Annotated in this window: 8 protein-coding genes; 4 read left to right on the forward strand and 4 right to left on the reverse strand. The window is 58.5% G+C overall.

Annotated features, from left to right (window positions below; all coding sequences use genetic code 11):
- Positions 1 to 70: 70 nt before the first annotated feature.
- From H8Z83_RS01900 to H8Z83_RS01910, 3 genes are all read right to left on the reverse strand, one after another.
- On the reverse strand, positions 71 to 2284 hold the full coding sequence (locus H8Z83_RS01900; protein ID WP_187013489.1) for a RelA/SpoT family protein: 2214 nt from the start codon (positions 2282 to 2284) through the stop codon (positions 71 to 73).
- Positions 2281 to 4377 carry a single-stranded-DNA-specific exonuclease RecJ gene (gene recJ / locus H8Z83_RS01905; protein WP_187013490.1) on the reverse strand — a complete coding sequence of 699 codons (2097 nt, stop codon included), beginning with the start codon at positions 4375 to 4377 and terminating at the stop codon, positions 2281 to 2283. The genes H8Z83_RS01900 and recJ overlap by 4 nt, the downstream gene beginning before the upstream one ends.
- 236 nt (positions 4378 to 4613) lie before the next feature.
- On the reverse strand, positions 4614 to 6386 hold the full coding sequence (locus H8Z83_RS01910) for a Na/Pi cotransporter family protein (RefSeq protein WP_187013491.1): 1773 nt from the start codon (positions 6384 to 6386) through the stop codon (positions 4614 to 4616).
- 453 nt (positions 6387 to 6839) lie between these two features.
- Here H8Z83_RS01910 and H8Z83_RS01915 point away from each other — a divergent pair, with 453 nt between their 5' ends.
- The 4 genes from H8Z83_RS01915 to H8Z83_RS01930 all read left to right on the forward strand — a co-directional run bounded on the left by H8Z83_RS01915 (position 6840) and on the right by H8Z83_RS01930 (position 11816).
- Positions 6840 to 7844: a sugar ABC transporter substrate-binding protein gene (locus tag H8Z83_RS01915; RefSeq protein ID WP_187013492.1), complete on the forward strand. Its 1005-nt coding sequence runs from the start codon at positions 6840 to 6842 to the stop codon at positions 7842 to 7844.
- 329 nt (positions 7845 to 8173) lie between these two features.
- The gene (locus tag H8Z83_RS01920) at positions 8174 to 9676 is read left to right on the forward strand and encodes a sugar ABC transporter ATP-binding protein (RefSeq protein WP_187013493.1); all 1503 of its coding nucleotides are present in this window, start codon (positions 8174 to 8176) and stop codon (positions 9674 to 9676) included.
- A 1-nt stretch (position 9677) separates the two neighbouring features.
- Positions 9678 to 10703 carry an ABC transporter permease gene (locus H8Z83_RS01925; protein ID WP_187013494.1) on the forward strand — a complete coding sequence of 342 codons (1026 nt, stop codon included), beginning with the start codon at positions 9678 to 9680 and terminating at the stop codon, positions 10701 to 10703.
- Positions 10704 to 10802: 99 nt separating this feature from the next.
- Complete coding sequence (locus H8Z83_RS01930) at positions 10803 to 11816, forward strand: Gfo/Idh/MocA family protein (RefSeq protein ID WP_187013495.1); 1014 nt, start codon at positions 10803 to 10805, stop codon at positions 11814 to 11816.
- Positions 11817 to 11912: 96 nt separating this feature from the next.
- Here H8Z83_RS01930 and H8Z83_RS01935 read toward each other — a convergent pair whose 3' ends face one another.
- Complete coding sequence (locus H8Z83_RS01935; RefSeq protein ID WP_187013496.1) at positions 11913 to 12086, reverse strand: FeoB-associated Cys-rich membrane protein; 174 nt, start codon at positions 12084 to 12086, stop codon at positions 11913 to 11915.
- Positions 12087 to 12149: the final 63 nt, after the last annotated feature.

Raw genomic sequence — 12149 nt, forward strand, 5'->3', positions numbered from 1 at the left:
GTATTCTGTATTTTATCAAGAGGGGATCTTTGCGGCAGCGGAGAAAATCCGTCCCCAATGCCGCGAAAGATCAGCCCACAGGCCGGTTGACCTGCAGAACGCCGGAGATCTGATGGAGCTTGTTCATGAGGGTGGACAACTGCGCGCCATCCTTGATCTGGATCTCGATGCGGATGATGGCGAAGCCGTCCTCCGTGCTGCGGGTGTTCAGACCCAGCACAAAGGTTTTGGTGGTGGAGAGGGCGGAGGAGATGTCCAGCAGCAGGTTCAGCCGGTCCTTGCAGACCGCCTCGATGGTGGTGGGATAGCTGTCATTGGTATCGGTGCCCCAGGAGACATGGATCCAGCGGCCGGGCTGCTCCTTCCGCTTTTCCTCCGAGGCGTTGGGACAGTCCGCCCGGTGGACGGACACGCCGTAGCCACGGGTGATGAAGCCCACGATGTCGTCTCCGGGGACGGGGGTGCAGCATTTGGAGAACTTCACCAAACAGTTGTCCAGACCTTCCACGATAATGCCCTGCTCGCTCTTGACGGCCTTGGGCTGCTTGGGAGTGTCCGCAGGCTTGGGGTCCTCCTTGGACTCCGTCACAGCCTCTGCCAGCATCTGCTCCTGCTGCCGCTGCTGCTGGCGGCGCTGCAACTCGCCCTGGATCCGGCTCACCGCCTTCTGAGCGGTGAAGCCGCCATAGCCGATGGCGGCGTAGAGATCGTCCAGCGTGGGATAAGCTACCTTTTTCAGCAGCACCGGCAGGAATTCCGGGTCCAGTACGTCTTTCATGGCGATGCCGCAGTGACGCAGCTCCGCGTCGAAGGCGGAGCGGCCGTTGGCGATGTTCTCGTCCCGCTTTTCCTTTTTGAACCACTGGCGGATTTTGGAGCGGGCCTCGTTGCTCTTGGCAATCTTCATCCAGTCCCGGCTGGGGCCCTTGGCGTTTTTGGAGGTCAAAATCTCCACGATGTCACCGTTTTTCAGCACATGGTCCAGCGTGACGATGCGGTTATTCACCTTGGCGCCGATCATGCGGTTGCCCACGGCGGAATGGATGGCGTAGGCGAAGTCGATGGGGGTGGCTCCGGCGGGGAGGTTCTGCACGTCGCCGTTGGGGGTGAACACGAACACCTCGTCGGAGAACATATCCACCTTCAGGGAGTGGATAAACTCCTCAGCATCGGCACCTTCCTGATTTTCCAGCAGACGGCGTACCCACTCGTACTTGCCCTCGGTGCCGGCACCCTGACCGTTCTGCTTATACTTCCAGTGGGCGGCCACGCCGTACTCGGCGATCTCGTGCATCTCCGTGGTGCGGATCTGCACCTCAAAGGGGATGCCCTCATTGCCCATGACGGTGGTGTGAAGGCTCTGGTAGCCGTTGGGCTTGGGGGTGCCGATATAGTCCTTGAAGCGTCCCAGAATGGGCTTGTAGAGGTCGTGGATCACGCCCAGCACGTTGTAGCAGTCGCTGACGGTGTCCACCACCACCCGGAACGCAAAGAGGTCGAAAATCTCATCCAGAGATTTGTTCTGGCTGAACATTTTCCGGTAGATGGAATAAGGGTGCTTCATGCGGCCGTAGACAATGTGCTTGATGCCCATTTCATTGAGCCGCTGATCGATCTGAGCCTGGGTGCGGCTCATGAGAGCGTCATACTCCGGGCGCTTGGCGTCCAGCTTGGAGACGATCTCATCGTAGCCGATGGGGTCCAGATATTTTAAGGAGAGATCCTCCAGCTCCCACTTCATCCGCTGCATACCCAGCCGGTGTGCGATGGGGGCGTAGATCTCCATGGTCTCCAGAGATTTCTGCTTCTGCTTGGCGGGAGTCTGATACTCCATGGTCCGCATATTGTGGAGCCGGTCGGAGATCTTGATGAGGATGACCCGGATGTCTTTACTCATGGCGATGAGCATTTTCCGGAGGTTCTCCATTTGCTCGTCTTCCTTGGTGGCGTACTGGATCCGGGTCAGCTTGCTGACGCCCTCCACCAGATCCGCCACCGTGGGGGAGGTGAGCTTGGCCACGTCATCATACGTGGCGTCCGTATCCTCAATGACATCGTGAAGCAGGGCCGCCTCGATGGACTCGGAGTCCAGGTGCAGTTCCTCCGCCACAATCTGCGCCACGGCTAAGGGGTGGGTGATATAAAGCTCACCGCTTTTGCGGCGCTGCTCGCCGTGATGCAGCTTGGCGAATTCATAGGATTCCCGGATGCGCTTGAAATCCGCGCCCGGATTGTATTCCCGGACGGTATTCTCCAATTTCTCAAACTGTTCGTCAATCGTCACTGCGAATCACCTCGTTTAACCTCCGCACCGCCCCGGAGGCGGCGCAGGCAGGGAGAGGCGTAGAGATCCACCTTTCCCTGAATGGGATTGAGACATAGCGTTACCCGATCCTCTTGCCGGGACAGGGAGATGAGCCCCCGCTCCTGAAAGACCGTCAGGGCCAGCGCGGCCCGGAGAAAACTGTCGCAGCCGCCTACCTGCGCCGCCAGAGAACGGAGATAGGGCAGCAGATCTGTTTCCAGCTTGCCCTGCTTCAGGTGCCGGTCCAGAATCCGCCAGAAGGCGGCAAACTGGTCCCGGGAGATCATGAGCCGGGCGGTCTCCTGGGCCGTGAGGGGCTGCTCCCCCGTCAGGCGGTGCAGCAGGTCCAAGGATTCCGCCTCGTGGCGGCTGGGAGTCAAAGAGGGACGCAGGTCCACCAGCTGCAATTGCAGGGTGGTGGTGCCCCGGAAGGTATTGGCCTGCAAATAGAAGGCGGCGTCCACCCGGCAGCCGGGCTCCAACTGAGCGGCGGCCTCCGGCATGGAGAAGAAAATGGCGTCAAACCGGCTGGGACCCTTGCTGAGCCGCAGTTTCAGGTGCTTGCCCTGGCCCACGGCCTGAACGCTGTCCACCGTGGCGCCCAGCAGGGCGAACACCGGGCGGGGATTCCCGGAGCCGTAAGGCTCCAATTGGGCCAGATGGTCCACCTGCTCCAGCGTCATATCCGCCGGGTTGGAAATGGCGGCGTCTACCTCCAGACAGCTCACCGCCCGCTCACCGCCGGAGGCGGCCTTTACGAAGCGGTTCATCCGCTGGCGGAAGGCAACGATATTTTCTTCGGGAATGGTAAAGCCTGCTGCCAGCTCGTGACCGCCGAAGCCGTCCAGCAGGTCGGAGCAGGATTCCAGAGCGGAAAACAGGTTGAACCCGCCGTAGGAGCGGCAGGAGCCCTTGCCGGAGCCGTCCTTCAGATGGATCATGAAGCTGGGGGCGGCGTATTTTTCACTGAGACGGGAGGCTACGATGCCCACCACACCCTGATGCCATTCCTCGCTGGAAAGCACCAGCGCGTTCCGTTCCTCTGGCCGCAACCGCTCGATCTGGGCGATGGCGTCGGCGCAGATGGACTGCTCCACCGCCTGCCGCTCCCGGTTCAGGTCGCATAGCTGCTTGGCCAGCTCTTCTGCTTTGACGGGATCGGTCTCCTGCAAAAGGTCCGCAGCCAGATCCGCGGCCCCCATGCGCCCGGCGGCGTTGATCCGGGGGGAGAGAACGAAGCCGATCTGGATGGAGGTGATGGGCTTGCCCAGCAGCCCTGCCTCTTTCAAAAGGGCATGGATGCCCACAAAATCCGTGTGGTTCAGGGCGGCAAGGCCGCAGGAGACAATGGTGCGGTTTTCGCCCTCCATCCGCATGACGTCGGCAATGGTGCCGATGGCGGCCAGGGTGCAGTATCGGGCAAACAGGGCGTTTTCCCGGTCCGGCCCGCCCAGGGCCAGCACCAGCTTCAACGCCACGCCTACGCCGGCCAGGTATTTGAAGGGATAGGTGTCATCCGGACGGTGGGGGTCCACTACCGCTACGGCCCTGGGGAGGTTTTCCTTACATTCATGGTGATCCGTCACCACCACGTCCATGCCGATGGATGCGGCAAAATCGATCTCCTCGTTGCCGGTGATCCCGCAGTCCACGGTGATCATCAGGGTGGCGCCCTTGTCCCGCAGGCCCTGGATGGCGTCTTTGGAAAGGCCGTAGCCGTCCTCGATCCGCCGGGGGATATAGCGCAGGCACTTGGCACCGCAGTTTTTCAGATAGTCCAGAAGCAGCACCGTGGAGGTGATGCCGTCCACATCGTAATCGCCGAAAACAGCGATGGTCTCATCGTTGGCCAGCGCCTTCTGGATCCGGGCCACCGCCTTGTCCATGTCCCGCATGAGCATGGGGGAGATCGTCAGAGAGGTCTCCCGCTCCAGCGCCTCGGCAGCGGCCTCGGAGGTGGTGATGCCCCGGGCGGCCAGCACCGTGGCCAGCAGACTGGGGTAGCCGGCTTCCTTCAAAAGGGCAGTGTCCTGTTCTGATGCCGTACCGATATGCCATTTCTGATACTTCATTCGGACACCCCCATTCTCAAATCAGGCGGAACAAACAATGTTCCACATTAACAAACATACAGTATAACAGAAAAACACCGGAAGGTAAAGCACATATTTATACAGAAAGGGAATGTTTCGGCGGCTGAGACTGCTGATTTTTCGATTTCCCGGACAGAACGGGCCATCTTCAACTGAATATGCGGCCGGAAACGCAAAAAGCCAGCGCTCCCGTAAGGGAACGCTGGCAAGGTTTCTTATTCGGCAGGCTGGTCCTCTGAGGTTTCCGCAGGCAGGACGTACCGGCTCAGGTTCTGCTGAAGCTGGAAGGAGAACTCGTCATTCTTCTTCAGATTGTGGAGATAGGCGTGGGAGGCGGCCTGTTTTTCCTGCTCCTCAATGACGCTGACAGCGATGTTGGAGCAATGATCGCCCACACGCTCGGCATTGTTCAGCAGATCGTTGAGGATGAAACCGAGTTGGATGGTGCACTGGCCGCTTTGGAGCCGCCGGATGTGACGGCTGCGGATCTCCTCCGTAAGGAGGTCCATAGTTTCCTCCAGAGGTTCCACCTGCCGGGCCATCTGGGGATCGTCCGACTGGAAGCTGCGCAGGGCGCTGTTCAGCAGATCCTCCAGCAGGGAGGTCAGCACATCCACCTCTTCCCGGGCAATGGGGGAGAAGGCCAGTTGCTTTTCGTGAAGCTCCTTGGCGGATTCCTGCAGGTTCAGAGCATGGTCGCCGATGCGCTCAAAGTCTCCGATGGCGTGAAGCAGGCGGGAGACGGTGCGCATATCGGCGGAGGAGGTGCCGTGCTGGGAGATCTGGACCAGGTAGCCGCCCAGACGGTCCTCGTAGGTGTCCAGCTTGTCCTCGTTGGCCAGGATCTGCTCCTCCCGGCTGCCGTCATACTGAATGAACTGGGCCAGAGCCAGCTGCATGCTTTCCAGCGCCAGAGCGCCCATGCAGTTGGTCATGACGGCGCATTCGCTGACAGCCACGCCGGGGGTCCGCATCAGCCGGGGGTCCAGGAAGGCGAAGTCAGAGGGCTTGTCCTCCGTGGAGATCACCTTGTTGGCAAGGCGCTCCAACTGCCGGCTGAAGGGCAGCAGCACAAGGGTGGTGCAGACATTGAAGATCGTGTGGCAGAATGCGATGCCAACAGCGCCGATGGGCTCTGTCAGGAAGGGCAGATTCAGGAACATCTCGCCGCCAAACAGGGCCAGCAGACCCAGAGCGGTGCCGATGAGGTTGAAGGAGATGTGGATGACGGACACCCGCTTGGCATTGCGGCTGACGCCGATAGAGGAGATCAGAGCCGTAACGCAGGTGCCGATGTTCTGGCCCATGATGATGGGGATAGCGATGCCGTAGGTGACGGAGCCGGTCATGGCCAGTGCCTGCAAAATGCCAACGGAGGCGGCGGAGGACTGGATGATGCCGGTGAAGGCGGCGCCTACCAGCACACCCAGGAAGGGATTGGTGAAGGCAGTCATGAAGTGGGTGAAGCCCGGCATATCTGCCAGCGGAGACACCGCACCGCTCATCAGCTCCATGCCGTACATTAGAATAGAGAAGCCCATCATCACCCGGCCCACGTCCCGGCGGCGCTGCCGCTTGGAGCCCATAATGAGCAGAATACCGATCAAAGCCAGCAGGGGGGAGAAATTCTTGGGCTTGAGGAAGTTGACAAAGAAGTTCTCGCTTTCGATGCCGGTGAGGGACAGCAGCCACGCTGTCAGGGTGGTGCCGATATTGGAACCCATGATGATGCCGATGGTCTGTCCGATCTCCATGACACCGGAGTTCACCAGACCCACCAGCATGACCGTCATAGCGGAGGAGGACTGAATGGCGATGGTGATGCCGGCGCCCAGCAGCAGACTTTTGATGGGGTTGGAAGTCATGCGCTTGAGCAGCCGCTCCAGCTTGCCGCCGGCCATTTTTTCCAGACTTTTGGACATGACCGTCATGCCATATAAGAAGAAGGCCAGCCCTCCGCACAGGGTAAAGAGAGAGAAAATGTTCATATCAGATCCCTTTCTGCCCGAAGTATCCATCGGACCAGGTATGCATCTCATTTATAGTATGACATTCTATTCCTGATTATAAGTGGTAAAGCGGGGATGTGGCTATTGACAAAGCGGACAAAAAAACGGAGAAAACCAACGGCAAGACATACTGTGTGCGCAAACTGACCAAAGAATGTCCGCGGCAGACATACGATGCGCTGCAGCCTGAAACCAGCCATAAATCGTGATGGTATATTCATAAGTACGGTTAATGCCTGCGGCGGCTGACTCCCCGAATGGACTGTGAAAAGTGCCAAACGAAAACGATTTTCCATGTGCACGATAACAGTTTTACACTTTGAGCAAAGTTTAAGATTGAATGTTTGCCATGTTTGTGCTAAATTAATACTGTCAGGAATTCGGCTTTTTGCCGGAAACATCCTGAAAAAAATGAAAAGGAGCAAATGAAGAATGAAGAAGTTGTTTGCACTGTCTCTCGCACTGGTAATGACTTTGTCTCTGGCTGCCTGCGGCGGCAAGAAGACCGAGGCCCCTGCCGACACCGAGAACAAGACCGGGACCGAGACCGAGACCCCCACTACCGGCGATGTCAAGGTCGCTGTTGTCCTGAAGACCCTGGCCTCTGAGTACTGGGGCTATGTGGAGGCCGGCTGCAAGGCCGCCGGTGATGATCTGGGTGTTGACGTGGTCGTGGTTGGCCCCGGCGCTGAGAGCGATATCGAGGGTCAGGTTTCCATGATCGAGCAGCAGATCGGCGCTGGCTGCGACGCCATCGTCTGCGCTCCCAACGATGCTGGTGCCGCTCAGGGCGCTCTGCAGGCTGCCATCGACGCTGGTATCCCCGTGCTGGCTGTTGACACCAACGTTGGCATCGCTGGCCAGACCTCTTTCGTGGGCACCTCCAACGTGGACGCTGCTTATGAGGGCGGCAAGTGGGCCATCGAGCAGGCCGGTACCGACGCCAAGGCCGTTATCATCTACGGTCAGGAAGGCGACAACACCTCCAACATGCGTATGGAAGGCTATGAGAAGGCCTGCACCGAGGCTGGCGTGGAAGTTCTGGCCAAGCTGTCCGGCAACAACCTGACCGACGGCGCTACCAAGGCCATGGAAGACCTGCTGAGCGCTTATCCCGATCAGATCGACATCGTGCTCTGCCACAATGACGATACCGCTATCGGCGCTATGAACGCCTGCAAGTCCGCCGGCGTGTCTGACATCACCATCGTTGGCTTCGACGGCAACGCTTCCGCCGTGAAGCTGATCCTGGACGGCGAGCTGGTGAAGGCTACCGTCGCTCAGCAGCCCTATGAGATGGGCTATCAGGTGGTCGAGGCTGCCGTGAAGGCTGTCAAGCTCGAGCCCGTTGACGAAGTCATCAATGCTCCCGTTCAGGTCGTTACCGCTGAGAACGGCCAGGCTTACCTGGACAACCTGGAGGCCATGAAGGGCTAATTCAGCCTGACTGCTATCCATAGCTGAAAAGCGAAAAAGCCGGAATACAGCGGCAGGTTTTCTGCCGCTGTATTCCGAAAAGCCGATCATGCGCGTGCCTGCAAGCGGAAACCTGATGGGTTCCCACGGCGGAACGGAAAATTTTCGGCACGCCGGGATCTGGCAGGAACCATTCTCTGTCTGATCCCGGTTACAATACGCACAGAAGAAAACGATTAAACAGCAAGCACATTTCAACGAAAATGACCCCGGGAATCGGGATCGAGAGAGCGCTTCCGCTGCGGTGGGAGCGGTTCGAAAATCAGGAAAAACAGAAACGAGGTAATTCCATGAGCGAGTATGTTGTCGAACTGAAACATATTACCAAACGTTTTCCTGGTGTTGTCGCGTTAAAAGATATGTCTATCGGCATCAGACCCGGTGAGATCCACGGTCTGATCGGAGAAAACGGCGCAGGTAAATCCACCTTGATCAAGGTGCTCACCGGCGTTCATACTCCGGAAGAAGGGGAAATCTTTGTGGACGGCCAGAAGGTCGTTTTCAAAAACCCTGTTCAGTCCCGCGAGGCAGGCATCGCCTGTGTGTATCAGGAGCTGAACATCGTCAAGCAGCTGCCTGTCACGGATAACGTTTTTATGGGGCGTGCCGTTAAGAAGGGATTGCTGCTGGATTATCCCCGGATGCACGCCGAGGCGGAAGAAGCGCTGAAAACACTGGGACATCCGGAGATCAACGTCCACCTGGAGTGCGGTAAGCTGGGCGTGGGTCAGCAGCAGATGGTGGAGATCGCCAAGGCTGTGTCCCTGGATGCCAAGCTCATTATTATGGATGAGCCCACTTCTTCTTTGGGTAAGGAAGAGATCGAGCAGTTGATGGAGACCGTCCGGGGCCTGAAGGCCAAGGGCGTGGCCATCCTGTTCGTGTCACATAAACTGGAAGAGCTCTTTGAGCTCTGCGACCGTGTGACCGTCATGCGTGACGGCGAACACATCATCACCGAGGATACCGTGAACCTCACGGAGGACTCCCTCATCAACGCCATGGTGGGCCGTACTCTGGATAACCTGTATCCCAAGGAATTCGGCACCAAGGGCGAGGTGTGGCTGGAGGCCAAGGGCCTCAACGAGGCCGGCGTCCTGCACGATGTCAGCTTTAAGGCCCACGCGGGCCAGATCACAGGCTTTGCGGGCCTCGTCGGCGCAGGCCGCACGGAGACCATGCGGGCGGTGTTCGGCGCTGACAAGCTGGACAGCGGCGAGATCTACGTCAAGGGCGAGAAGGTACATATCAGAACGCCGAAGGACGCCATCAAGAGAAAGATCGCCTTCCTGACAGAGGACCGTAAGGGTCAGGGCCTGGTGCTCAACCTGGATGTGCGGACCAATCTGGTCTTGGCCAATATGAAGGGCTTCTCCAACGGTCCCTTCTTGGACAAGGACCGCATTGAGCAGGCGGGCAATGACAATGTCAGCGCCCTGAAGATCAAGACCCCCTCCCTGAATGAGGTCGTCGGTCAGCTGTCCGGCGGCAACCAGCAGAAGGTGGTTATCGGCAAGTGGGTCAATACCGACGCCGACATCTTTATTTTCGATGAGCCCACCCGTGGTATCGACGTGGGCGCCAAGATCGAGGTTTACCGGGTCATGAACGATCTGGTGAAGGCCGGCAAGTGCGTCATCATGGTCTCCTCCGAGCTGCCGGAGATCCTGGCTATGAGCGACCATGTGGTAGTTATGCGCGGCGGCCGAGTGATGGCTGATATTGACCGGGACACGCCGCACTTCAATTCCGAAGACATCATGAAAGCGGCCTGGGGAGGAGAATTAGACTGATATGAAAAACACGAAAATGAAAGAGCTTCTGCAAAAGCTCGGTACACTGGTGGCCCTTGCCATCCTGGTTTTGATTTTCTGCATCACCATGCCGGACAAGTTCATGAAGGTCGGTAACTTCATGAATATCCTGAAGCAGGCATCCATTAACTGCCTGATCGCTTCCGGTATGTTGTGCGCCCTGATTACCGCCGGTATCGACCTGTCCGTTGGCTCCAACTGCGTGCTGTGCACCTGCACCATCGGCGTTATGGTCCAGTCCGGCATCACGAACCCCTTCCTGCTGGTGCTCTGCGGCCTGGCCGTCAGCACCCTGGCCGGCTTCATCAACGGCACGCTGCTGACCCGTCTGGATCTGCCCCATCCCTTCGTGTCCACCATGGGCATGAAGAACGTGCTGTGGGGCCTGGCACTGGTCATCACCGGTTCCAAGTCCATTGCCTTCACCAACACCGGCATTGACGGCCTCATGTGGATCGGCGGCGGCTCTCTGTTCACCACCTATTATGAGGGCACCACCAAGGTGAAGTTCCCCGGTATCCCCTTCAGCTTCATTCTGGTTATCATTGTGTTCATCATCTTTGATATCTTCCTGCGCAAGACCGCTCTGGGCCGCCAGATCTACTGCGTGGGCGGCAACCCCGAGGCAGCCCGTCTATCCGGTATCCCCTCCAAAAACGTGCTGACCTTCGTTTACACCCTGTCCGGCTTCATGGCCGGTATGGCTGGTATCGTGTCTGTTGGCCGTCTGGCTTCCGCTAACGGCAACGCCGGTTCCACCTATGATAACGACGCCATCGCAGCCTGCATCGTGGGCGGCGCTTCCTTCACCGGCGGCAAGGGCACCATCTGGGGCACCCTGATCGGCGCTCTGCTGATGGCTGTTATCCGCAACGGCCTGAACCTGGCCGGTGCCAAGAACGATGTCCAGTACATCGTCATCGGCTCTGTTATCATTCTGGCCGTTACCATCGACGTCTTCCGTAATAAGATGGAGGCCAAGGCCCGTAAGATGGCTGCACAGTAAACCGTCCCCCGGACGCACTGTTGAGTTGAATTACGCCGCCGCGAAAGCGGCGGCGTAATTTTATTTGGAACCGATCAAGTTGAATGGAAGGAGACGCTTATGAAGGAACTGCGTGTTGGCATTGCCGGTCTGGGACGGCTGGGCCGGGTCCATGCTGCCAACCTTGCCCACAAGATTCCCGGCGCGGTCCTGACGGCGGCCTGCGTGCCCGGCGCGGACAGTCAGGCTTATGCCCGTCAGGAATTGGGACTTGAAAAGGTGTACGGCGATTTCAGGGAGATGGTCGCCGACCCGGAGCTGGACGCGGTGGCCATCGTGTCCCCCTCCGGAGAGCACTGCTGGCAGATCGAGGCGGCGCTGGATGCGGGAAAGCACGTGTTTTCCGAAAAGCCTCTGGGCGTTACGATGGAACAGTGCCTTCAGGCGGAGGCCGCCGTGGCCCGGCACCCGGAATTGGTGTGTATGCTGGGCTTTATGCGGCGCTATGACAAGTCCTACGCCTATGCCAAGGAAAAAATCGCCGCCGGGGCCATCGGCACGCCGTATCTGGTGAAATCCACCGGCATCGACCCGGAAGCCGTGGTGGAGGGGGCCATCCGGTACAGCGGGACCTCCGGCGGGATCTTCCTGGATTCCGCTATTCACGATATGGATCTGATGCGCTGGTTTCTGGGGAGCGAGGCTGCGGAGGTCTACGCTATGGGCTGCACCTTTAAGCATCCGGCTTTTCAGGACGCCGGGGACGATGAGACCGGCGTCGCCGTCTACAAATTCAAAAACGGCGCTATGGGCATGGTCCATGTGGGCCGCACCGCCCCCTACGGCTACCATATCGAAACGGAGATCGTAGGCACGGAGGGCACGATCCGCATTTCTGCCGTGCCGGAGAAGAACCGGGCTATGGTCTACGATGTGAATGGCGCCCGAACCGAATGTGTGGAATCCTTCCCGGAGCGGTTTGCGGAGGCATACCTCACGGAAATGGAGGAATTTGTCCGCTGCGTCCGGGAAGGGCGGAAGCCGGATACCGGCGTGGCGGACGGCATCTATGCCACACGGGTGGGCTACGCCACCACGGAGGCGTGGAAAACCGGGAAGATCGTCAAAATCTGATCCTTTTGTGGAGCAGGAATTCAAATTGTAAACAAGTTAGCAAAGAGAAGAACAGGCGCGTGGGATGCCCCACGCGCCTGTTCTCTTTGGGAGTGTTTATCGCCCGCAGTGACAGTCGCCGGAACAACCGGCGCAGCCGCCGCTGCATCCGCAGGTGTGCTTACCCTGCTTTTTCTGCCGGATGAGATACCGGACAATGGAAATGACAACGGCAAATAAGACTAGAGAAATGAGGAGGGTAGAAAGATTGGCACTCAACCAGGTCAGCATGGAAAATCACTCCTTTGAAAGAAATAGAAGATGGAAGATATAGAATGGAGGGTGAGGGGAAAA

The organism is Dysosmobacter segnis (assembly GCF_014297285.1).
In the GTDB taxonomy this organism is placed as follows: Bacteria; Bacillota; Clostridia; order Oscillospirales; family Oscillospiraceae; genus Oscillibacter; species Oscillibacter segnis.

What these genes read in the sequence shown, in the direction of transcription:
- H8Z83_RS01935 (WP_187013496.1), bottom strand. Translation starts at nt 12,086, where the DNA reads ATGCTGACCTGGTTGAGTGCCAATCTTTCTACCCTCCTCATTTCTCTA.
- recJ (WP_187013490.1), bottom strand. Translation starts at nt 4,377, where the DNA reads ATGAAGTATCAGAAATGGCATATCGGTACGGCATCAGAACAGGACACT.
- H8Z83_RS01910 (WP_187013491.1), bottom strand. Translation starts at nt 6,386, where the DNA reads ATGAACATTTTCTCTCTCTTTACCCTGTGCGGAGGGCTGGCCTTCTTC.
- H8Z83_RS01920 (WP_187013493.1), top strand. Translation starts at nt 8,174, where the DNA reads ATGAGCGAGTATGTTGTCGAACTGAAACATATTACCAAACGTTTTCCT.
- H8Z83_RS01930 (WP_187013495.1), top strand. Translation starts at nt 10,803, where the DNA reads ATGAAGGAACTGCGTGTTGGCATTGCCGGTCTGGGACGGCTGGGCCGG.
- H8Z83_RS01915 (WP_187013492.1), top strand. Translation starts at nt 6,840, where the DNA reads ATGAAGAAGTTGTTTGCACTGTCTCTCGCACTGGTAATGACTTTGTCT.
- H8Z83_RS01925 (WP_187013494.1), top strand. Translation starts at nt 9,678, where the DNA reads ATGAAAAACACGAAAATGAAAGAGCTTCTGCAAAAGCTCGGTACACTG.